Source organism: Sphingobium sp. B2 (assembly GCF_007693735.1).
In the GTDB taxonomy this organism is placed as follows: Bacteria; Pseudomonadota; Alphaproteobacteria; order Sphingomonadales; family Sphingomonadaceae; genus Sphingobium; species Sphingobium xenophagum.
Genome location: NZ_VDBZ01000001.1, coordinates 1138783 through 1159216, shown reverse-complemented (window position 1 = coordinate 1159216; position 20434 = coordinate 1138783). Strand labels below are relative to the sequence as shown.

At 63.9% G+C, this 20434-nt stretch carries 22 protein-coding genes, 1 tRNA gene and 1 other RNA gene; 9 read left to right on the top strand and 15 right to left on the bottom strand.

Annotation, left to right across the window (positions count from 1 at the left end; genetic code table 11):
• Positions 1 to 30: 30 nt before the first annotated feature.
• The 10 genes from FE851_RS05720 to FE851_RS05675 form a co-directional block, all read right to left on the bottom strand.
• Positions 31 to 582, bottom strand: a complete 552-nt coding sequence (locus tag FE851_RS05720) for a septal ring lytic transglycosylase RlpA family protein (RefSeq protein WP_145204160.1) — start codon at positions 580 to 582, stop codon at positions 31 to 33.
• A 209-nt stretch (positions 583 to 791) separates the two neighbouring features.
• Positions 792 to 1064, bottom strand: a complete 273-nt coding sequence (locus FE851_RS05715; protein WP_006959670.1) for an HU family DNA-binding protein — start codon at positions 1062 to 1064, stop codon at positions 792 to 794.
• A 181-nt stretch (positions 1065 to 1245) separates the two neighbouring features.
• A complete protein-coding gene (gene lon / locus FE851_RS05710; RefSeq protein WP_145200598.1) occupies positions 1246 to 3642 on the bottom strand; it encodes an endopeptidase La in 2397 nt (798 codons plus the stop codon).
• Positions 3643 to 3796: 154 nt separating this feature from the next.
• On the bottom strand, positions 3797 to 4120 hold the full coding sequence (locus tag FE851_RS05705; protein ID WP_017184621.1) for a YbaB/EbfC family nucleoid-associated protein: 324 nt from the start codon (positions 4118 to 4120) through the stop codon (positions 3797 to 3799).
• Positions 4121 to 4123: 3 nt separating this feature from the next.
• A complete protein-coding gene (locus tag FE851_RS05700; protein WP_145200595.1) occupies positions 4124 to 5734 on the bottom strand; it encodes a DNA polymerase III subunit gamma/tau in 1611 nt (536 codons plus the stop codon).
• Positions 5735 to 5785: 51 nt separating this feature from the next.
• An RNA gene (gene ffs, locus FE851_RS05695) (signal recognition particle sRNA small type) lies at positions 5786 to 5883 on the bottom strand.
• 125 nt (positions 5884 to 6008) lie between these two features.
• Positions 6009 to 6977, bottom strand: a complete 969-nt coding sequence (gene blaSGM / locus FE851_RS05690) for an SGM family class A beta-lactamase (RefSeq protein WP_130752680.1) — start codon at positions 6975 to 6977, stop codon at positions 6009 to 6011.
• An 8-nt stretch (positions 6978 to 6985) separates the two neighbouring features.
• Positions 6986 to 7321 carry a 2Fe-2S iron-sulfur cluster-binding protein gene (locus tag FE851_RS05685; protein ID WP_026149576.1) on the bottom strand — a complete coding sequence of 112 codons (336 nt, stop codon included), beginning with the start codon at positions 7319 to 7321 and terminating at the stop codon, positions 6986 to 6988.
• Between the two features lie 17 nt (positions 7322 to 7338).
• Complete coding sequence (locus FE851_RS05680) at positions 7339 to 8457, bottom strand: cysteine desulfurase family protein (RefSeq protein ID WP_145200592.1); 1119 nt, start codon at positions 8455 to 8457, stop codon at positions 7339 to 7341.
• Positions 8424 to 9470: a cysteine desulfurase family protein gene (locus FE851_RS05675; protein WP_145200589.1), complete on the bottom strand. Its 1047-nt coding sequence runs from the start codon at positions 9468 to 9470 to the stop codon at positions 8424 to 8426. Before FE851_RS05675 ends, FE851_RS05680 begins: the two co-directional genes overlap by 34 nt.
• 152 nt (positions 9471 to 9622) lie before the next feature.
• Between FE851_RS05675 and FE851_RS05670 the strand changes: the two genes are divergently transcribed.
• Positions 9623 to 10279 carry an alpha/beta hydrolase gene (locus tag FE851_RS05670; protein WP_017184627.1) on the top strand — a complete coding sequence of 219 codons (657 nt, stop codon included), beginning with the start codon at positions 9623 to 9625 and terminating at the stop codon, positions 10277 to 10279.
• A gap of 180 nt (positions 10280 to 10459) precedes the next feature.
• Here FE851_RS05670 and FE851_RS05665 read toward each other — a convergent pair whose 3' ends face one another.
• Positions 10460 to 10651: a hypothetical protein gene (locus FE851_RS05665; RefSeq protein WP_145200586.1), complete on the bottom strand. Its 192-nt coding sequence runs from the start codon at positions 10649 to 10651 to the stop codon at positions 10460 to 10462.
• Positions 10652 to 10753: 102 nt separating this feature from the next.
• Between FE851_RS05665 and rpiB the strand changes: the two genes are divergently transcribed.
• From rpiB to FE851_RS05645, 4 genes are all read left to right on the top strand, one after another.
• A complete protein-coding gene (rpiB, locus tag FE851_RS05660) occupies positions 10754 to 11191 on the top strand; it encodes a ribose 5-phosphate isomerase B (RefSeq protein ID WP_017184629.1) in 438 nt (145 codons plus the stop codon).
• 24 nt (positions 11192 to 11215) lie between these two features.
• Entirely contained in the window at positions 11216 to 12517 is a 1302-nt protein-coding gene (glyA, locus tag FE851_RS05655; RefSeq protein ID WP_017184630.1) for a serine hydroxymethyltransferase, read from the top strand.
• Between the two features lie 128 nt (positions 12518 to 12645).
• On the top strand, positions 12646 to 13104 hold the full coding sequence (gene nrdR, locus FE851_RS05650) for a transcriptional regulator NrdR (protein WP_026002674.1): 459 nt from the start codon (positions 12646 to 12648) through the stop codon (positions 13102 to 13104).
• Between the two features lie 82 nt (positions 13105 to 13186).
• Entirely contained in the window at positions 13187 to 14275 is a 1089-nt protein-coding gene (locus FE851_RS05645) for a TrmJ/YjtD family RNA methyltransferase (protein ID WP_145200583.1), read from the top strand.
• Positions 14276 to 14310: 35 nt separating this feature from the next.
• Here the strand turns inward: FE851_RS05645 and FE851_RS05640 are convergent, their stop codons facing one another.
• Complete coding sequence (locus FE851_RS05640) at positions 14311 to 14607, bottom strand: chorismate mutase (protein ID WP_017184633.1); 297 nt, start codon at positions 14605 to 14607, stop codon at positions 14311 to 14313.
• Positions 14608 to 14821: 214 nt separating this feature from the next.
• On the opposite strand from FE851_RS05640, the gene rpsD reads away from it, so the two are divergent.
• The 4 genes from rpsD to FE851_RS05620 all read left to right on the top strand — a co-directional run bounded on the left by rpsD (position 14822) and on the right by FE851_RS05620 (position 16417).
• A complete protein-coding gene (gene rpsD / locus FE851_RS05635) occupies positions 14822 to 15436 on the top strand; it encodes a 30S ribosomal protein S4 (protein WP_017184634.1) in 615 nt (204 codons plus the stop codon).
• 57 nt (positions 15437 to 15493) lie between these two features.
• On the top strand, positions 15494 to 15745 hold the full coding sequence (locus FE851_RS05630) for a hypothetical protein (protein WP_261370860.1): 252 nt from the start codon (positions 15494 to 15496) through the stop codon (positions 15743 to 15745).
• A gap of 43 nt (positions 15746 to 15788) precedes the next feature.
• Positions 15789 to 16319: a 2-amino-4-hydroxy-6-hydroxymethyldihydropteridine diphosphokinase gene (folK, locus tag FE851_RS05625; RefSeq protein ID WP_145200580.1), complete on the top strand. Its 531-nt coding sequence runs from the start codon at positions 15789 to 15791 to the stop codon at positions 16317 to 16319.
• A 22-nt stretch (positions 16320 to 16341) separates the two neighbouring features.
• Positions 16342 to 16417, top strand: a tRNA-Lys gene (locus FE851_RS05620).
• A 2-nt stretch (positions 16418 to 16419) separates the two neighbouring features.
• Here the strand turns inward: FE851_RS05620 and FE851_RS05615 are convergent.
• Genes FE851_RS05615 through glgA form a run of 3 tightly spaced genes read right to left on the bottom strand, consistent with a single transcriptional unit; the run spans position 16420 to position 20427 of the window.
• A complete protein-coding gene (locus FE851_RS05615; protein WP_261370859.1) occupies positions 16420 to 17040 on the bottom strand; it encodes a PaaI family thioesterase in 621 nt (206 codons plus the stop codon).
• A gap of 55 nt (positions 17041 to 17095) precedes the next feature.
• Positions 17096 to 18982, bottom strand: a complete 1887-nt coding sequence (gene glgX / locus FE851_RS05610; RefSeq protein ID WP_145200577.1) for a glycogen debranching protein GlgX — start codon at positions 18980 to 18982, stop codon at positions 17096 to 17098.
• Positions 18979 to 20427: a glycogen synthase GlgA gene (glgA, locus tag FE851_RS05605; RefSeq protein ID WP_145200574.1), complete on the bottom strand. Its 1449-nt coding sequence runs from the start codon at positions 20425 to 20427 to the stop codon at positions 18979 to 18981. The genes glgX and glgA overlap by 4 nt, the downstream gene beginning before the upstream one ends.
• Between the last annotated feature and the right edge of the window lie 7 nt (positions 20428 to 20434).

Here is a 20434-nt window from a genome sequence, read left to right as displayed (position 1 = left end):
ATTGCTCCCGCGCCATCTTTCGCGCGAGGGTTACAGGCCCGCGGCCTTCATCTGCGCGCGCAGCTTGACCAGGATTCGTTCGGGCACGCGCGGACGCTCTTCCGCCGTCTTGCCCTTGCGCAGCCGTTCGCGCTGTTTTTCCGGCGGATTGACCACCCGCACCCGTACCGCGACATGCCCCTGCGCGCGCATGCCCAGTTGCTCGGCCGCGCCGCGCGACAGGTCGATCACGCGCCCCTTGCCCGCAAACGGCCCGCGATCATTGACCCGCACGACGATGGTGCGCCCGCTGTCCAGAGCCGTTACCTCGACATAACTGGGCAGCGGCAGGCTGGTATGCGCCGCCGTCACCCAGTCTGGCCGGAAACGCTCGCCATTGGCCGTACGATTGCCCGATTCCGATCCGTACCAGCTGGCATAGCCCAGCATGTCATAGCCCGGATCGGCAGCCGGGACATAAGTGACGCCCCGCACGGTGTAGGGCGGACCGATCCTGACGGGCACGTCGCGCACCGGGCGATAATCGCCCCCCGCGCACGCTGACAGGGCCAGTGCCAGCCCCAGCGCGCCGAACGCACCCATCCTACCCGTCATGCCGCCCCCTTAACCGACATTATCCCATGAATGGAAAAAGGGGCAAAGACTGGATCAGCCTTCACCCCTTTGCCCAGACATACATGCGCGCCTGGGACAATTCCCTCTGGCAACGCTACTCTCCTAAACGCTTTCCGGCCGCGACACCGGCTTGGGTCAGACGTCGAGCGCTCGCCCAGTGGCAAGCGCCCTGATCGTCAGTTGACCGAATCCTTGAGACCCTTGCCAGCCTTGAACTTGGGCTGGGCCGACGCCTTGATCGTCATCGTCTCGCCGGTGCGCGGGTTGCGACCGGTCGACGCCTTGCGCTGCGAAACGGAAAATGTGCCAAAACCAACCAGGCGCACTTCGTCGCCCTTCTTCAACGCACCGGTGATGGCGTCGAATACACCTTCGACGGCCTTGCTGGCGTCGCTTTTGCTGAGACCGCTGCTGTCCGCGACAGCGCTGATAAGATCCTGCTTGTTCATGCCTTGGGAACCCCCTGTGCTATTTGGTTGTATAGGAATCGCGGCGTAGGCGGCGCAATAAGGCGCAGCTTCCAGCGCCTGTCAAAGAGAAAGCGACGAAGTCACCGGCTTCGATGCAAATTATCGCCCCCGGGCGTACAATCGATCGAAACCGGCGGATATGCGCCGCTTTTCCCTCCAATCAATGCCGCAGTGCAGCATCCCCATCCCGACTCGACCCGCTGCTTGGCTGCGCGGCAAGGTCATCCTCTTCGGTCCAGGCAATGGCTTCGGGCACCGAGACCAGCGCCCGCGAAAGCACTTCATCGACATGCGACACGGGCACGATTTCCAGCCCGTCACGGATGTTGGCCGGAATTTCCGCTAGGTCTTTCTCGTTTTCCTGCGGGATCAGCACCGTCTTGATGCCCCCGCGCAACGCCGCCAGCAGCTTCTCCTTCAGGCCGCCGATCGGCAGCACCCTGCCGCGCAACGTCACCTCGCCGGTCATCGCCACGTCCTTGTGCACCGGGATGCCGGTCAGTGTGGACACGATGCAGGTGACCATGCCGATACCTGCCGAAGGCCCATCCTTGGGCACCGCCCCTTCGGGCAGATGGATATGGATGTCCTTGCGATTGAACAGGCTGGGCTTGATCCCATAACCGGGCGACCGCGCGCGTACATAGGAAAATGCCGCCTGGACCGATTCGTTCATCACCTCGCCCAGCTTGCCGGTGGTCTTGATCATGCCCTTGCCCGGCACGGTCACCGCCTCGATCGTCAGCAATTCGCCGCCAACCTCGGTCCAGGCCAGACCCGTCACCGCGCCGATCTGATGCTCGTCCTCACCCACGCCGTGGCGGAACTTACGCACCCCGGCATAGTCGGCCAGATTGTCGGGCGTAATTTCGACCGTCTCGTAGACGCCTTCCAATATCTTGCGCAGCGCCTTGCGGGCGAGACGCGCAATCTCGCGCTCCAGCGTGCGGACACCCGCTTCGCGCGTATAATAGCGGATCAGGTCGCGCACGGCCGCTTCCGTCACGACGAATTCGCCGTCCTTCAGGCCGTGGGCATCGATCTGCTTGGCGATCAGATGGCGTTGCGCGATCTCGACCTTCTCATCCTCGGTATAGCCCTCCAGCCGGATGATCTCCATGCGGTCGAGCAAAGCCTGCGGCAAATTCAACGAGTTGGCCGTCGTCACGAACATGATGTCTGAAAGATCGACGTCGATCTCCAGATAATGGTCCTGAAACTTGTTATTCTGTTCAGGGTCCAGCACTTCCAGCAGCGCCGACGCGGGGTCGCCCCGGAAATCCTGGCCCAGCTTGTCGATCTCGTCGAGCAGGAACAGCGGGTTCATCGTGCCGGCCTTTTTGAGGTTGGTCACGATCTTGCCCGGCAGCGATCCGATATAGGTGCGGCGGTGGCCGCGAATTTCCGCCTCGTCGCGCACGCCGCCCAGCGACTGGCGCACGAATTCGCGCCCGGTCGCCTTGGCGATCGAACGGCCAAGCGATGTCTTGCCCACGCCCGGCGGGCCGACGAGGCACAGGATCGGCCCCTTCAGCTTGTTGGTGCGCGCCTGCACGGCCAGATATTCGATGATCCGGTCCTTGACCTTCTCCAGCGCGAAATGATCCTGGTCCAGAATATCCTGCGCCTTTTTCAGGTCATTCTTGACCTTGCCCTTCTTGCCCCAGGGCAGGCCCAGCAGCACGTCCAGATAGTTGCGCACGACCGTGGCTTCGGCCGACATGGGCTGCATGCCCTTCAGCTTTTTCAGCTCGGCCGTCGCCTTGGCGCGGGCTTCCTTGCTCAGCTTGGTCTTGGCGATCTTCTCGGTCAGTTCGGCAAGCTCGTCGCCTTCCTCACCATCGCCATTGCCCAGTTCGCGCTGGATCGCCTTCAACTGCTCGTTCAGATAATATTCGCGCTGGGTCTTTTCCATCTGGCGCTTCACGCGGCCACGGATCTTCTTTTCGACCTGCAGGACGCCCAGCTCGCCTTCCATGAAGGCAAATACCATCTCCAGCCGCTTGACCGGATCGGCCTCCACCAACAACGACTGCTTGTCGGACACCTTGACGTTGATGTTGGCGGAAATCGCGTCCGCCAACCGCCCTGCATCCTCAATCTCGCGCAACTGCACCGGCGTTTCGGCAGGCAGCTTCTTGTTGAGCTTGGCGTAATTTTCAAACTGTTCGGCAACCGAGCGCATCAGCGCGGCCGCTTCTGGTCCCTCGGCCGCGATATCCTCTATCGTCTCGACATCCGAAACCAGATAGCCGTCCTTGCTCTCCATCGTCTGCAACCGGGCGCGATGCTTGCCCTCCACCAGCACGCGAACGGTGCCGTCAGGCAGCTTGAGCAATTGCAGCACCATGGCGACGACGCCAGTGTCATAGAGGGAATCGCGGCCCGGATCATCCTCTGCCGGGTCAAGCTGCGACACCAGGAAGATTTCCTTGGAGCCTTCCATCGCCGCTTCCAGCGCGGCAACGCTCTTGTCGCGGCCCACGAAGAGCGGGACGATCATCTGCGGAAAAACGACAATGTCACGCAGCGGCAGAAGGGGATATTGCACGGTCATTCACTCTCCGGGGCCAAAAGAAGCGGCCCTGTCCTACGGTTCACCGCCTTTATGGGGATGACCGTCGCACCAATCAATCGTCACATGTCATAATGCCGCAACGATGAACCGATGGTTATCGGGTTTCGCAGGGCAGATATGGCCCCTGATTCCATCAGAAAGGCAGCTTGAAGCCGGGGGGCAAAGGCAGACCGGACGTCATCTTGCCCATCTCGGCATTGCTGACTTCATCCGCTTTCTTGCGCGCATCGTTGAACGCCGCGGTGATCAGATCCTCCAATATCTGCTTTTCGGACGGCGCAAGCAGCGTGTCGTCGATCGACACGCCGATGATCCGGCCCTTGGCCGACGCGCGAACCTTGACCAGCCCGCCACCGGCCGCGCCTTCGACTTCCAGCTTGTCCAGATTATCCTGCGCGCGCTGCAATTCCTCCTGCACGCGGGTGGCCATGCCCAATATTTCGTTCAGATCCTTCATGCCTCATGCACTCCATTGTTCCGGCTGATCGGTTTCGACCAGCGCAGCATCGGGGAAAGCGGCCATTGCCGCCTTGACCACCGGAATTTCCAGAATTTCGGCGCGGGCGTCGGCCTTGGCCGCTTCCTCCCGTTCCAGCAAGGTCGGTTGCGCCGCCGCATCGCTCGCCGCCACGCGCCAGCCGATGCCCGTCATCTCCCGCAACGCCTGGGTCAGTCGCGCCGCGAAATCGGACGGCAATTGCGGCGTCGCGCGATAATCCAGCTCAGGCGGCGCATAACGGACCAACCCGACGCAGTCATGCAGTTCCTGCGCCAGTTGCCCCTTGCCCCTTTGCCACAGCGCCTCGATCAAATCCTCGAACGTCGCAGGCAGCTTCGCGGCCGGGCCAGCCGGTGGCGCGGCGGCAACCGCGCCCGGCGTCGCGGCTGCGACAGGCCCGCCCTCGCGCAATAACCGCGCCAGTTCGCCCGGATCGGGCATGGTCGCCGCGTGCATCACCCGCAACAGCGCCATTTCGCAGCTTTCGATCGGCAGGATCGCGCCCGCCACCTCGTCATGGCCTTTCAGCAGCAACTGCCACAAGCGATGCAGGGGCGCGAAGCCGAGGTGCGACGCCCAGTCGGCCAGCATCTCGCGCTCCTCAGCCGACTGGCCGGGGCTGGCAATGTCGCGCCCCGCCTTCACCAGCGTCACGGCATGCACCAGTTCCAGCAGCCCGCGCATCAGCGCCAGCGGCTCCACCCCCAGCGCATATTGATCGCGCACCCCGCCCAGCAAGGCGGCGGTGTCGCCCTCCAGCAACAGGCCCAGCAACCGGCGCACCGATCCGCGATCCGACAAGCCCAGCATGTCGCGCACCTGGGTCGCTGTGACCATCGGCTCGCCCTCGCCCATCTCGGCATGGGCAATCGCCTGGTCGAGTATCGACAGCCCGTCGCGGGCCGATCCTTCGGCCGCCTGCGCGATCAGCGACAGCGCATCCGCCTCCGCCGCGACGCCTTCAGCCTCCACCACATGCGCGAAATGCCCCGCCAGCAATTCAGCCGGAATCCGGCGCAGATCGAACCGCTGGCAGCGCGACAGCACCGTCACCGGCACCTTGTTCACCTCGGTCGTGGCGAACAGGAATTTCACATGGGCAGGCGGCTCCTCCAGCGTTTTCAACAGCGCGTTGAACGCATTTTTGGAGAGCATGTGCACTTCGTCGATAATGTAGATCTTGTAGCGCGCCGACACGGCGGCATAGCGCACCGCCTCGATAATCTCGCGCACATCGTCGACGCCGGTATGGCTGGCTGCATCCATCTCGACCACGTCGATATGCCGCCCCTCGGCAATCGCGCGGCACGGCTCGCACACGCCGCACGGGTCGATCGTCGGCCCGCCCTGCCCGTCCTCGCCAATGCAGTTCAGGGCCTTGGCGATCAGCCGCGCGGTCGATGTCTTGCCGACCCCGCGCACCCCGGTCATCAGAAAGGCATGGGCCAGCCGTCCCCGCCTGATCGCATTGCCCAGCGTCTGGACCATCGCGTCCTGGCCGATCAACTCGCGAAAATTGCGCGGCCGATATTTGCGCGCAAGGACGCGATAGGGCTGGGGGGAATCGGACATGGGGCTTGTCTAGCCGTTCGGATGGCTATTGTCGAAGCTGGATGATGGCTGGAAGGTGGGAGCCGGAACGACCCGCGGCAAAATCACTGTGGCTGCTTCCGTCAGGACCTGACCAGGTTGGCGACGACCTCGTCCGCCCGACTCCCGGCGCGGCATATGGCGAAGAAGGATGGGGATGGCAAGGGGCCACACACCATGTCCGTTCGTGTCGAGCGAAGTCGAGACACAACAGCGCAACGGCTTCTCGACTTCGCTCGAAGCGAACGGACTGTAATTAATCCAGCCCGCTCTTCTGCGCCTTGGCCAGAAAATCGAGCGCGGCCTGCGCCGCCTGCGCGATCGCGGCCTCCGCCGCCTTGGCATCCACGGTCGGTCGATCGAGATAGATGGCAAGGATATATTCCTCGCCCGACGGCGCCTTCACCAGCGCCACGTCATTATAGGCGGTGCCGCACGATCCGGTCTTGCTGCCCGACGTCCAGCCTTCGGGCAGCCCCGCCTTGATCCTGTTGTCGCCAGTGGTGCTGGCGTTGAGCCAGCCACGCAAGCGATCTGCGCTCTCGCCCTTCATGTCGCGGAACAACAAACGCCCCATCAATTCCGCCATGGCGGCGGGCGTGGTGGTGTCGCGCGGATCGTCCGGGGCATTTTCGTTCAAAGCTGGTTCGTTGCGGTCCAGCCGGGTCACGCTGTCGCCATGGGCGCGCATGAAGGCGGTCAACCCCTCCGGCCCGCCCAGCATCGGCAGCAGCAGGTTCGCCGCGCTGTTATCGCTCACCTCGACCGCCGCCTGCGCCAGTTCGGCCATGCTCATCCGGCCGCGTTTCCTGTTCTTTTTCACCACCGGCGCATAATCAAGTATGTCGTCCTTGCCGAAGGGGATTTCCCCCTCCAGCCCGAATTTCCCGCCTTCCGCGCCGATCAGCACGGCAGCGGCCAGCGGCGCCTTGAAGGTCGAACAGAGGGCAAAGCGATCGTCCCGGTTGAACCCCAGGATCAGGGCGCCCTTGCTGTCGACCAGCGCAATGCCCAGCCGCCCGCCCGTCTCCTCCTCGATCGACCGGGGATTGCGCACCGACGCCAGCGCCGATTGCGGCACCAGATAGCGGGGTGGCGGCGGCAGCAGCGAATCGAGCCGCCCTGTTGGCACTGGCTCTGGCGCGGCCTTCTTCGGCGCGGCGGGCGCGGTTGTGGCCATGCACATAAGAGCGGCCAGCGCGGCGATGCGGAATGGTCGGCCCATGACGATGCTCACATGCCCTGCATATTGTAGGATTCGGACGGGATACGGACGGTCAGGCTTTCCAGCCCTTCCGGCAGCACAATCTGGCAGGACAGGCGGCTGGTGCGCGTGGCGGATGCCGCCAGGTCCAGCATGTCCTCTTCATCCTCGCTCGCCCGGCTGAGTTGCGGAAAATCCGCCGCGTCGACGATGACATGGCAGGTGGAACACGCCATCTGCCCCTCGCACGTACCCTCCAGTGGCTGACCCGCGGCCTGCGCTACATCCAGCAGGATCGACCCCGCCGGAGCATCGACTTCCTGCCGTCGCTCGCCATCGGCGCTGATGAAAATGATCCTGGTCATTGATGCGACGCTCCCTGTCACGGCGCCGCTTGTGCGGCTGCCGCCATGTTCAATGCTTCCGCAGCGCTCTCCAGTTCGGCCGGTGTCGTGTAGCGACCAAAGCCGATCCGCACCGATCCACGCGCCTGTGCATCGGTCAGGCCCAGCGCGCGCAGCACATGGCTAGGACGCCCGGACCCGCTTGCGCAAGCGCTTCCCAACGAAAAAGCAACATTGCGGCAATATGACAACAACCGCGCGCCGTCGATCCCGTCCCTGCGCAGGTTGAGATTGCCGGGATAGCGCGCGTCCGCGCTGCCATTGAGCGTCCAGTCGGCAAACAGCCCGCGCGCCAGGGCGGCAAGCGCTTCGACATGCGCCCGGTCCGCCTCCGCCCGATCCCGCATCGACCGCGCCGCCACCCCAAAACCCGCGCACAGCGCAGGCGACAGCGTGCCGGACCGCAATCCACCCTCCTGCCCGCCGCCATGGATCAGCGGCGCAGGCTTCACCCCGTCGCGCAGCCACAAGGCGCCCACCCCCTTGGGACCATGAATCTTGTGCGCGCTGATCGCCACCATGTCGCATGTGTCGGGGATAGGCACCCGGCCATAGCCCTGCACCGCATCGCACAGGAACAGCGCCCCTGCCTCATGCGCAAGGTCGGCGAGTGCCGCGACCGGCTGGATCACGCCAATCTCGTTATTCACCAGCATCGCCGCCACCAGCGCGACGCCCGGCCGGATCGCCTGCGCGGCCGCATCCATATCCACCAACCCATCGCGCCCAACCGGCAACATAGTGACTGTCCGCCCCGCCCTGCCCAGTGCCTCCACCGTATCCAGCACCGCCGCATGTTCCGTCGCGATCGTCACAATGTCACCCGCTGGCGCACCCTGTATCGCGATATTGAGCGCCTCGGTCGCCCCGGACGTGAAGATCAGCCGCCCCCCACCGGGCAGCAACCGACCTATCTCCTCCCGCGCCACCTCTACCTGCGCCGCCGCCGCCCGGCCCAGCCGGTGCGCGCTATGCGGATTGGCGAACTGGTCACGCAGCAACGGCACCATCGCCTCGAACGCTTCGGGGGCCAGCGGCGTCGTCGCCTGATAATCCAGATAGATCATCGCGCCGCCCGCGCCGCCATGGCGGTCCATTGCCCCAGAAACCGATCGACATCGGCCTCATCCGTTTGCGGGCCAAAGCTGACCCGCACCACCTCGCCCGCCGCCGCCTCGTCCCAGCCCATGGCGTGCAACACATGGCTGGTCTTGAGCGACCCGGACGAGCAGGCGCTGCCCGCCGACACCGATATGCCCGCCAGATCGAACTGAATCAGTTGCGCCCGCGCCGACAGGCCCGGCATGCGGTAGCTGGCTATGGCCGGAATGCGCGGCGCATCACGCGCGACGACCTGCCCGCCCGCTGCCTCGACCCCCGCGTCCAGCCGCGCGCGCAGCCGCGCCGCATCAGGCAACCAGTCCGTGCGCGCCTCCAAAGCGGCTGCCATCGCCAATATGGCAGGCAAATTCTCCGTCCCCGCCCGATAGCCCTGTTCCTGCCCGCCCCCGGCGTGCAGGAACCCCAGATCGCGCACCAGCAAGGCGCCGATACCCGGCGGTCCGCCAAATTTATGCGCGCTGATCGCGATCATGTCTGCTTCCGGCAGCGGCAATTTGCCAGCACTCTGGGCGCAATCGGCAAACAATAGCGCTCCATCACGCTCCAGCGCGTCGAGCGGCTGTATCACCCCGGTTTCATTATTGACGTGCTGGATGGCGACAATAACCCCGTCATCCCCGACAAAGCGGGCATGATCGAGGGAAACCATCCCGTCCGCGTCCACAACCAGCCGCTTCGCGCCCGGCGTCACCCGCAATACCGAATCATGCTCGACCGGCGACGTCATCACCCGCCCGGCCTTCGCCCGCCTCAGCCCAATCGCAATCGCCTCGCTGGCCCCGGACGTAAAGATCACATGCCCGCGCCATCCCAGCGCCTCGGCGATCCGCGCGCGCGCCGTTTCCAGCGTCGCGCGCGCCGCGCGTCCATCGGCATGGGGGCTGGACGGGTTGGCCCAGCGGTCCATCGCATCCACCATCGCCGCCTTGGCGGCTGGCAACATCGGCGTGGTCGCGGCATGGTCAAGATAGAGGCGTTGGGCAGCCACGATGCGATGCTACTCATTGATTGCGGAAATGGCGGCGGCTTCTATATAGGCGGTCTGCCGCGCAGCGCCAGCTTATGGCGTGGCGCGCGTCCTTTTGCCACCGACCGCCGGCCTGACAATGGTGTTCGGTGGCCATAACGATAACAGGTACCATGCCCGACGTAATCTTTACCGGACCCGAAGGTCGTCTCGAAGGCCGCTTCAGCCCCCCGCCCCGCCCGCGTGCGCCGGTCGCCATGATCCTGCATCCGCACCCCCAGGGCGGCGGCACGATGAACGACCGCATCACCCAGGCGCTCTACAAGACGTTCGTGAAGCGCGGCTTTGCCGTGCTGCGCTTCAACTTCCGCGGCGTGGGCCGCAGCCAGGGGACGTTCGACAACGGCATTGGCGAACTGTCCGACGCCGCAGCGGCGCTCGACTGGGTGCAGAGCTTCCATCCCGAAGCGCAGACCACCTGGATCGCGGGCTTCTCCTTCGGCGCATGGATCGGGATGCAACTGCTGATGCGCCGCCCGGAAATTCGCGGCTTCATCTCGGTTGCGCCCCCCGCCAACATGTATGACTTCTCCTTCCTCGCACCCTGCCCCTCATCGGGCATCATCGTGCAGGGAACTTCGGACGAAGTCGTGACCGCCAGCGCCGTGCAAAAGCTGGTCGACAAGCTGCGCACGCAAAAGGGCATCACCATCCACCACGACGAAATCCGTGGCGCCAACCATTTCTTCGAGCATGAACTCGACCAGCTGATGAAGTCGGTCGACAATTATCTCGACATGCGCCTGTCCCCGGACTCGCCGATCCGCTGAGAATAGTGGGAGGCAAGGGGCATCCATTCCCTATGCCCGTTCGCCCTGAGCGAAGTCGAAGGGCTTGGCTGTGCGCAGTCGATGCCACTTCGCTGCGCTCAGTGCAGGGCTTCGACTGCGCTCAGCCCGAACGGTGTTAAAACGGGCCGTTTGCCCCTTGCTCGGCCTTGCCCGTATGGCTCAGCGCTGCTCCAGCCCCGGCAGGTCCGGCCCCGGAATCGCCGTGATCGCTACATTGCCGAACATAACCAGCCCCGCGACGATCATCAGCGCGCCGCGCTTGCGATCGCGCAGCTTGATCATCACATACAGCCCGCCGCCTGTCAGCAGCAGCCCGGCCAGCATCAATATGGATAAAATCGTGCCTGTCATGGCCCTTCCCATAAGGGCGGCGGTCCAAGGTGGCAATTGCCGCCCTCACCCCCTATGAGGCGCGGGAACGAATCACCCCCGTGGTGAAGGGACACATTCCATATGAAAATCGCCATCGCATCCGATCATGCCGCCGTCGATCTGAAAGCGGAACTAGCCCAATGGCTGCGTGATGAAGGGCATGATGTCGCCGATCTGGGTCCGGCCACTGCCGACCGGGTCGATTATCCCGATTATGGTTACAAACTGGCGACAGCCATAGCGTCAGGCGACGCCGAACGCGGCATTGCGCTCTGCGGCTCAGGCATCGGCATCTCGATCGCGGTCAATCGCAACCCGGCCTGCCGCGCCGCGCTGGTCGGCGAACCGCTGTCCGCCGCGCTCAGCCGCGAACATAATGACGCCAATGTGCTGGCCATGGGTGCGCGCCTGACCGGCGTGGACATGGCCAAAGCCTGCGTCACCGCTTTCCTCACCACCGAATTTGGCGGAGGCCGCCACAGCGGCCGCGTCGAAAAACTGTCCCAACCCGCAATCTGACCCGCGCTCTGAAAGGAATTTTCGATGAGCATCGACACCCTCGCCCCCGCCATCCGCCAGGACGGCTTTTTCAGCGAAAGCCTTGCCAGCGCGGACCCGGAAATCTTCGGCGCGATCGGCAATGAGTTGAAGCGTCAGCAGGACAAGATCGAACTGATCGCGTCGGAAAATATCGTGTCGAAGGCGGTGCTGGAAGCCGCTGGCTCCATCTTCACCAACAAATATGCCGAAGGCTATCCGGGCAAGCGCTATTATGGCGGCTGCGAATATGCCGATGTGGTCGAAACGCTGGCGATCGAGCGCGCCAAGCAATTGTTCGGCGCCAATTTCGCCAATGTGCAGCCCAATAGCGGCAGCCAGATGAATCAGGCCGTGTTCCTGGCGCTGCTCCAGCCGGGCGATACCTTCATGGGTCTCGACCTGTCGTCGGGTGGCCACCTGACCCATGGGTCGCCGGTCAATATGAGCGGCAAATGGTTCAACCCGGTTCCCTATGGCGTGCGCGCCGACGATCATCTGATCGATATGGACGAAGTCGCCCGCATCGCCCGCGAGTGCAAGCCCAAGCTCATCATCTGTGGCGGCACCGCTTACTCGCGCGTGTGGGATTTCCCGCGCTTCCGCGAGATTGCCGACGAAGTGGGCGCCTATCTGCTCGCCGACATGTCGCATTTCTCCGGCCTGGTTGCGGGCGGCGCGCATCCCTCGCCCGTCCCCCATGCCCATGTCACCACCACCACGACCCACAAGTCGCTGCGTGGCCCGCGCTCCGGCATTGTCCTGTGCAATGACGAAGCGATCGCCAAGAAGATCAACAGCGCCATCTTCCCCGGCATGCAGGGCGGCCCGCTGATGCACATCATCGCAGCCAAGGCGGTCGCGTTCAAGGAAGCGCTCAGCCCTGAATTCAAGGCCTATGCCCACCAGATCGTCGCCAATGCGCGGACGCTGGCCGCCACGCTGGCCGATGCTGGCCTGTCGATCGTATCGGGCGGCACCGACAATCACCTGATGCTGGTCGATCTGCGCGCCAAGAACACCACCGGCAAGGCCGCTGAAAAGGCGCTCGACCGCGCTTTCATCACCTGTAACAAGAATAATGTGCCGTTCGACACCGCCAGCCCGTTCGTGACGTCGGGCGTCCGCCTTGGCACCCCGGCCGGCACCACCCGCGGTTTTGGTGAAGCGGAATTCCGCGAGATCGGCGAACTGATTGCGCAGGTCGTCGAAGGTCTCAAGCGTAACGGCGACGAAGGCGACGGCCAGGTCGAAGCCCATGTGCGTGACAAGGTGCTGGCCCTGACAAGCCGCTTCCCGATTTATTGAGCAACATGAAGCCCCTCTCCTTCAGGGGAGGGGTTGGGGTGGGGTCTGTCCGGCTTAGGCAGCGTTGGGACAGACCCGCCCCCTGGCCCCTCCCGCAAGCGAGAGGGGGAACTTGTGGGAGAATGTGAATGCGCTGCCCCTTTTGCGCCCATGAGGACAGTCAGGTGAAAGACAGTCGGCCGACGGAAGATGGCAATGCCATCCGCCGTCGTCGCCAGTGCGAAGCCTGCGGCGCGCGCTTCACCACCTTCGAACGCATCCAGTTGCGCGACATCTGGGTAGTCAAGAGCGAGGGCCGCAAGGAAGCCTTTGAGCGCGACAAGCTGACCCGTTCGATCGGCATCGCCTGCCGCAAGCGCCCGATCGACCCCAGCCGGATCGAAAAACTCATCTCCGGCATCCAGCGCCAGCTCGAAACCAGCGGCGACAGCGAAGTGTCTGCCCGCACGATCGGCGAACTGGTGATGGAAGGCCTCAAACGCCTCGACAGCGTCGCCTATATCCGCTTCGCCAGCGTCTATAAGGACTTCACCGACGCCAAGGATTTCGAGGAATTTGCGAGCACGGTGAAGGAAGTGGGGGGGTGAAAGGCTTCCATCTCCTTCCGTTCGCCATGGCCACATCCTTCCTCCGTTCGGTTCGAGCTTGTCGAGAACAGGGCGCGACAAGATGAGTTTCTGGATCTATATCCTTCGTTGCGCCGACGGGACTTATTATACCGGCCATACCGACGATCTGGAGCGCCGGATTGGTCAACACCAGTCGGGCGACATTCCCGGATACACGCATGATCGACGCCCCGTTGAACTCGTGTTCAGTGAAACCTTCACCGACCGGATCGACGCCCTGGAACGCGAGCGCCAGGTCAAGGACTGGTCCCGCAAGAAGAAGGAAGCCCTGATCAGAGGGGACTGGACTGCGGTATCGGAGGCAGCCCGTTCTCGACCACGGGCCTCGACTACGCTCGACCCTGGCTCGAACCGAACGGGTTTGGATGCTCACCTCAAAATGAACAGTGATATGATCGAATCCCCTCCCCCCGTCACCACCCCGCCCGTCATCGTCCTGGTCCGCCCCCAGCTTGGCGAAAATATCGGCAAGGCCGCGCGCGCCATGCTCAATTTCGGTCTTACCGAAATGCGGCTGGTCGCGCCGCGCGATGGCTGGCCCAATCCGGATGCCGGCCCTTCAGCCGCGGGCGCAGACTTCATTCTCGATCAGGCGCAGGTCTTTGAAACCCTCGCCGACGCCGTGTCCGATTGCGCCCATGTCTATGCGACCACCGTGCGCAAGCGTGGCGTGACCAAGCCGGTCGTCACGCCAGAGGAAGCCGCCCGCGAAATTCACGCTGCTCAGGGCCGCTGCGCCTATATTTTCGGGCCGGAACGATCCGGTCTGGAAACCGAGGATGTGGCGCTCGCCCGTAAGATATTGACCGTGCCGATCAACCCGGAATTCGGTTCCCTGAACCTTGCCCAGGCGGTCATCCTCTGCGCCTATGAATGGTCGAAACAGGCCGATCTGTCGCAACCGACCGTCACCGACCTGGGCGAACCCGCGCCGCAGGTGGAGTTGGAAGGGATGATCGAGCAGCTCAACACGCTGCTGGAAAAGGTCGGCTATTTTTTCCCACCCGATCGCGCGCCCGCAACCAAGCTGACGTTGCGCAACCTGCTGACCAAGCCGGGCTGGAACCATCTGGAGGTGCGGACGCTGCGTGGCGTCCTGTCCCACCTCAATCGCCCGCGCGAACGCTAAGGGTCTGGCACCCCTCCTCCGAACGGGTCGGGATTCTATCCCCGCGTCCGGTCGAATTCGGCCATTTCATAGGCAATCGACGCTTCGACCAGCTGCTCCCAAAGATCGGCGACAATTGCCACCGGCACGCCCAGTTGCGCCGCCTGCGCGCAGGCCTGATCGATCACCTGACGCTTGCGCGCCTCGTCCCGCACGGCGCCGCGATCCGGCTTGATCCGGGCGGCGGCGCGCATATGAGCAAAACGTTGGGCCAGCAACGCCACCAGATCGCGGTCGATCGCATCGACGCCCGCCCGCACCTCTGCCATGCTGCTATAGTCATCAGGGTTCATGCCCCGCCAATTAGGCGCAGCCTGCGCCCCTGTCGAGGGTTGACATGCCGCCCCCTTGTGGCCATAGGCGCGCCTTCGCAATTGGCCTCGCATCCCGGTGAAGCGGCGGCCCTGCCCCTGAGCGCACAAACGCAAAACGGACGTAGGCGATACCGGGAATGATGCTCACCCTTTCAGGGCGGGCTTAGTTGTTAGCATTTGTAAGGAATTATCTATGACGAAGCGCACAAGCGCCAAGTATAAACTCGACCGTCGCATGGGCGAGAATATCTGGGGCCGTCCCAAATCGCCTGTCAACAAGCGCGAATATGGTCCCGGTCAGCACGGCCAGCGCCGCAAGGGCAAGGTGTCCGACTATGGCATCCAGCTGCGCGCCAAGCAGAAGCTGAAGGGCTATTACGGCGACATCACCGAAAAGCAGTTCAAGAAGAACTATTTCGAAGCCAGCCGCATGAAGGGCGACACCGGCCAGAACCTCATTGGTCTGCTCGAACGCCGCCTGGACGCCGTCGTCTATCGCGCCAAGTTCGCGCCGACCATCTTCGCGTCGCGCCAGATCGTTTCGCACGGCCACATCTATGTGAACGGCGTGAAGTGCAACATTGCCTCGCGTCTGGTGAAGCCGGGCGACGAAATCACCCTGGGCAAGAAGGCGCAGGAAATGGCGCTGGTGATGGAAGCGCAGGCTCTGGCCGAACGCGACATCCCCGACTATGTCTCCCCCGATGGCGCTGCCAAGGTCACCTATGTCCGCGTTCCCACGCTGGACGAAGTGCCCTATCCGGTGAAGATGGAACCCAATCTGGTCGTCGAATTCTATTCGCGCTGATCGGCTTTCACCCAAGGCTTTACAAAAGGGCGGCCCCGCAAGGAGCCGCCCTTTTTCATGCACAAGGTTCCACCACAGACCATGACCGACACCGAAAGCGCGTCGCCCATCGGCAGGACGCAACGACGCCTGCTCAGGCGAATCTATAATGGCCGCACCGTGCCGATCATCGCCGATGGCAAGGATTTCCTGACCTACAAGGCCGCGATCAAATATCTGGAGGCGCTGGAGCCCGATGCGCGCGACGTCGTCTATGAAGAAATGAAGGCATCAGCGAAACATGGCAAAGCGCCATCCGCACAATTCTGAACGCGCCGCTTGCGCGCGCGCGCCACAGCTGTAAGCGCAGCCCATGGCGACCGCGATCCTCCATCTCTATGCCCTGGCGCTGGGATCGAACCGCGCCCTGTCCGCTCGCCTGACGCCGCGCAGGCTATTGGTCGAAGCGACTGCGCGAATCGCGCAGCACGGCCGGGTGATCGCAATTTCGCCGACGATCGAAACGCCGCCCATCGGTCCGTCCCGCCGCCGCTACGCCAACGCCGCGCTGCTGGTCCAAAGCCCGCTTGCCCCGCCCGCCATGCTGGCATGGCTCCAGTCGATCGAACAGGCGCTGGGCCGACGCCGCTACCGCCGCTGGGGCGCGCGCAGCATCGACATCGACATCATCCTGTGGTCGGGCGGCGCATGGGACAGCCCTGCACTGACGATCCCCCATCCCGCCTTTGCCGCGCGCGATTTCGTTTTGACCCCGCTCCGCAGCATCGCCCCCACCTGGCGCGATCCCCGCTCAGGGCTCAACGTCCGTCACCTCCGCGCCCGCCTGCAAAAAGCCAGCCAAAGCATGCCACAAGAGGTTGACCATCCCCGCCGCCCCCTCTAGGGCGTCCGCACCTAAGCAGTTGGGGTCCATAGCTCAGTCGGTAGAGCAACTGACTTTTAATCAGTAGGTCGCTGGTTCGAACCCAGCTGGACTCACCACATCATTGCTGGCCGGGCAGCAATTCCAGAAACAGCCCATCGGCATCGGCGCACAGCCGTTCGCCATCCTTCAATTCCCCGCGCACGAACCGCTTTCTGCCTTCTATTGCATAAACGGTCGCGGTCACCGTCAATGGCCGGTTCATGGGTGTGATCGCGCGATAATTGATGTGCAGATAGGCAGTGCGCGCCACGCCACCCGGACCAGCATTGGCCGACATGCCAAGCAGTTCGTCGAACATGAGCGACACTGCACCGCCATGAGCGGCCGCATTGCCCCCCAGAAAATAGTCGCCAAAGGTCACCTGCGCCCGAACAGACGTCTCATCCAGCTCTTCGATGTCGATGGCGGGACACATGACCTGACCATGGCCCGGCACATTGTCGACCCGCCCGAACATCCGATGTTCCTCGCTCGCCTTCAACGGTGCCAGTCGCCCGCGCCATTGCTGCAGGTCCGCTGCCAGCGCCTCGATCGTCGTTTCATCAAGCTTGGCGGCGGCGAGATCGTCCAGAAAATCGCGCAGCGTGTCGATCATCGCTGGATAGGCCGAACCCGGCACGGCCCCCTTGCCCTTTCCGCGCCGATAGCCTCGAAATATGGGGGGGTGTTCTTCCGGCATCAGGTCAACTTTCTCTTGCTCTTTCCAATCCCGACCGTCGGGAGACTCACGCCCCTTAGCGGGGTAATGGATCGAGCAACAACAGGCTTCGGCTGGCAACAGTTACGCAACGATCATCGCCCAGGTGAAATTCGCAGGGCTCTGCGCTGCCATTCACGCACAATGTCCATCCCGATCGCAGGAAATGCAGCGCAACGCAGCGTCGCTCCGGCTGCTCCCATTGGGCAACGTCCATGGCGCGGCCGCGCTCGTCGGTCCATGCCACATCCTCCTCACGCAGCATGGCAATATCCTTGAAATCAGGACATCGCGCCCGCAGCGCTGCCAGGGTGAAGGCGTGGGCTTCAATCTCCCGGTCACGCCCGGTCCAGTCGATCCAGCCAATCGCATTATCCTGCGCATAGGCATTATTATTGCCCTGCTGGCTGCGGCCAAATTCATCGCCCGCGCTCAGCATGATCGCCCCGCGCGAACAGAAGAGGGTGGAGAGCAGCGCCATCACGTCGCGCCGCCGCGCCGCTATGATGACGGGATCGTCGCTCACCCCCTCGACGCCGTTGTTCCAGCTCAGATTTTCGCCATGACCATCGCGATTCTCCTCGCCATTGGCGTGATTATGCCTCTGCTCATAGGCGGTAAGGTCCGCCAGCGTGAAACCATCATGGGCGGCCAGAAAGTTGACGGTCCGGGTCACATCCCCGCCGAATATGTCGGACGATCCCGCCAGCCGCGTGGCAAATCCACCCAGCATCCCAGTGTCCCCCCGCCAGAAGCGCCGCATGTCGTCGCGATAGCGGTCGTTCCACTCCAGCCACCCCTGCCCGAACCGGCCCAGTTGATAACCGCCCGGTCCAATATCCCATGGCTCCGCGATCATCACCCGGTCGGCCAGCACCGGGTCGGCCCGCATCTCCTCCAGCAACGGCGCATGGGGATCGAACCCCTCCGTCATCCGCCCCAGCGCCGGCCCCAGATCGAAGCGGAAGCCATCCACCCCCGCCTGCGTCACGAAATGGCGGAGTGAATCCAGGATCAGGCGGCGCACCATCGGCTGGTTGCACGCGATGCTGTTGCCGGTCCCGGTATCGTTGATCAGTTCCCCACTGTCGGCATGGCGGAAATAGTCGCGGGCATTGAGGCCACGCAGCGACAGCGTCGGCCCCTGCATGTCGCTCTCGCCATTATGATTATAGACCATGTCCAGGATCACGCCGATCCCTGCGTCCTGCAAAGCCGCCACCGTGGCGCGCAGTTCCGCCATGCCGCCCGGCGCAAGACGCGGGTCGATCGCAAACCAGCTGACCGGATTATAGCCCCAATAGTTGGTCAGGCCGATCGGACCCAGATGCCGCTCGTCGATCCAGGCGTTGATCGGCATCAGCTCCACGGCGGACACATGCAACTGCTTCAAATGCGCGATGATCGCCGGATGGGCCAGCGCGGCGATGGTCCCGCGCAGCGCCTCCGGTACATCGGGATGCAGCATCGTAAAGCCGCGCACATGCAGTTCGTAGATCAGGCCGCCCGGCGTAAAATGCGGCGGCCTGGCGGGGAGCGGCATCGACGGCGCAACCACCACCCCCTTCGGGCAAAGCGGCGCCGTGTCCTCGCCCTCCCCCCGCCTGGCCGTCAGCGCCGGGTCATAGACGAAGGCCCGGTCGACTGCCGGAGCATAGGGATCGAGCAGCAGCTTGTCGGGATCGAACCACAGCCCCGCCGCCGGATCATAAGGACCATCCGCGCGCATGCCGTACCGCGCGCCCGCCCCGACGCCGGACAGCTCGACATGCCACACGCCATCGACGTCGCGCAGCATCGGCACGCGCCGCTCCCGATCCGCGTCATCGAACAGGCACAGCCATAGCTGTTCGGCCTCGGGCGCCCAGATCGAAAAGCGGGTGGCGGTGGCGCCGATGACCGGCGCACATCCGCCCCCGCTCACGCCACCTCCGCCAGCAACGCCCGGTACAGCGCCGCATAGCGCGCCGCGCTATGATCCCACGACACTTCGCTGCGCATCCCCGCCCGCTGCATCGCCTGCCAGACAGGCCGTTGTCCATGCAATCGCACCGCCCTGCCGATCGCACCATGCAAGGCCAGCGGATCGGACGGGGCAAAGACGATGCCTGTCGCCGCCCCTGCCGCCAGCGCCGCCTCATTGGCGTCGATCACCGTATCGGCCAGCCCGCCGACCCGCGCCACCACCGGCACGCAGCCATAGCGCAACGCATAAAGCTGGGTCAGTCCGCACGGCTCGAACCGCGACGGGATCAATATGGCGTCTCCCCCCGCCTGCATCAGGTGCGACAGCGGCTCATCATAGCCGATCTGCACGCCGATCCGTCCGCGATGCCGGTCCGCCGCGCCCAGAAATGCACCCTCCAGCGGATGGTCGCCCGATCCCAGCACGGCGAGCTTCGCCCCCAGCCCGACCAGATGATCGATCGCGTCCACCAGCAGGTCCATCCCCTTCTGCCAGGTCAACCGGCTGACGATGATGAAGATCGGCGCGCCGTCATGATCCAGACCAAAGCGGCTTTCCAGCGCCCGCCGGTTGGCCATCCGCCCACCAAGCGACCGTGCGGAATAAACCTTTGAAATCAAAGCATCATTACCCGGATTCCAGATGTCGGTATCGACCCCGTTCAATATGCCGTGCAGGCGGTCCACCCGCCCGTTGATCAGGCCGTCCAGCCCCATGCCGTGGACCGGCGAGCGAATTTCCTCCGCATATGTCGGGCTGACTGTCGTAATCGCATCCGCCGATACCAGTCCCGCCTTCAAATAACCGATGCCGCCATAATATTCGACGCCATCCACCCCCCACGCCTCCTGCGGCAGGCCCAGCGCGGCAAAGATGTCGGCACCGAACCGCCCCTGAAACGCCAGATTGTGGATCGTCACCACCTTGGGCACGCCATAGGCCGGGCCAAAGCGCATATAGGCCGCGGTCATCGCCGCCTGCCAGTCATGAACATGGACGACATCGGGCCGCCAGCCCTTCAGTCCCTCCGCAGCAATATCCGCACCCACCCGCGACAGGGCCGCAAAACGCCGCCAGTTGTCAGGCCACTCATTGCCCGCAGGATCGCCATAGGGACCGCCTTCGCGTGCATAGAAATCGGGCGCGTCCAGTACCAGCAGGTCCAGTCCGTCGACGCTCGCCGCCAGCACCGTCGCGGGAACGCCGAACAGCGCCTCATAACGACGCACCACCTTCGCCTTGCCCAGACGCGCAATCACGCCGGGATAGCCCGGCACCAACGTGCGCGCCTGCACATCCTGCGCTGCCAGCGCCCCCGGCAGCGCACCTGCGACGTCGGCCAGGCCGCCCGTCTTGACCAGCGGATAGATTTCGGACGCAACCGACAGCAATTTCATCGCCATGCGACCG

Coding starts and splice junctions, on each gene's coding strand:
- FE851_RS05615 (WP_261370859.1), bottom strand. CDS start 17,040: ATGCCGGAAGAACACCCCCCCATATTTCGAGGCTATCGGCGCGGAAAG.
- glgA (WP_145200574.1), bottom strand. CDS start 20,427: ATGGCGATGAAATTGCTGTCGGTTGCGTCCGAAATCTATCCGCTGGTC.
- lon (WP_145200598.1), bottom strand. CDS start 3,642: ATGACCGTGCAATATCCCCTTCTGCCGCTGCGTGACATTGTCGTTTTT.
- FE851_RS05720 (WP_145204160.1), bottom strand. CDS start 582: ATGGGTGCGTTCGGCGCGCTGGGGCTGGCACTGGCCCTGTCAGCGTGC.
- rpsD (WP_017184634.1), top strand. CDS start 14,822: ATGACGAAGCGCACAAGCGCCAAGTATAAACTCGACCGTCGCATGGGC.
- nrdR (WP_026002674.1), top strand. CDS start 12,646: ATGCGCTGCCCCTTTTGCGCCCATGAGGACAGTCAGGTGAAAGACAGT.
- FE851_RS05640 (WP_017184633.1), bottom strand. CDS start 14,607: ATGAACCCTGATGACTATAGCAGCATGGCAGAGGTGCGGGCGGGCGTC.
- FE851_RS05705 (WP_017184621.1), bottom strand. CDS start 4,120: ATGAAGGATCTGAACGAAATATTGGGCATGGCCACCCGCGTGCAGGAG.
- FE851_RS05700 (WP_145200595.1), bottom strand. CDS start 5,734: ATGTCCGATTCCCCCCAGCCCTATCGCGTCCTTGCGCGCAAATATCGG.
- FE851_RS05680 (WP_145200592.1), bottom strand. CDS start 8,457: ATGGACCGCCATGGCGGCGCGGGCGGCGCGATGATCTATCTGGATTAT.
- FE851_RS05630 (WP_261370860.1), top strand. CDS start 15,494: ATGCACAAGGTTCCACCACAGACCATGACCGACACCGAAAGCGCGTCG.
- FE851_RS05670 (WP_017184627.1), top strand. CDS start 9,623: ATGCCCGACGTAATCTTTACCGGACCCGAAGGTCGTCTCGAAGGCCGC.
- FE851_RS05715 (WP_006959670.1), bottom strand. CDS start 1,064: ATGAACAAGCAGGATCTTATCAGCGCTGTCGCGGACAGCAGCGGTCTC.
- rpiB (WP_017184629.1), top strand. CDS start 10,754: ATGAAAATCGCCATCGCATCCGATCATGCCGCCGTCGATCTGAAAGCG.
- FE851_RS05645 (WP_145200583.1), top strand. CDS start 13,187: ATGAGTTTCTGGATCTATATCCTTCGTTGCGCCGACGGGACTTATTAT.
- glyA (WP_017184630.1), top strand. CDS start 11,216: ATGAGCATCGACACCCTCGCCCCCGCCATCCGCCAGGACGGCTTTTTC.
- blaSGM (WP_130752680.1), bottom strand. CDS start 6,977: ATGGGCCGACCATTCCGCATCGCCGCGCTGGCCGCTCTTATGTGCATG.
- FE851_RS05685 (WP_026149576.1), bottom strand. CDS start 7,321: ATGACCAGGATCATTTTCATCAGCGCCGATGGCGAGCGACGGCAGGAA.
- folK (WP_145200580.1), top strand. CDS start 15,789: ATGGCGACCGCGATCCTCCATCTCTATGCCCTGGCGCTGGGATCGAAC.
- FE851_RS05665 (WP_145200586.1), bottom strand. CDS start 10,651: ATGACAGGCACGATTTTATCCATATTGATGCTGGCCGGGCTGCTGCTG.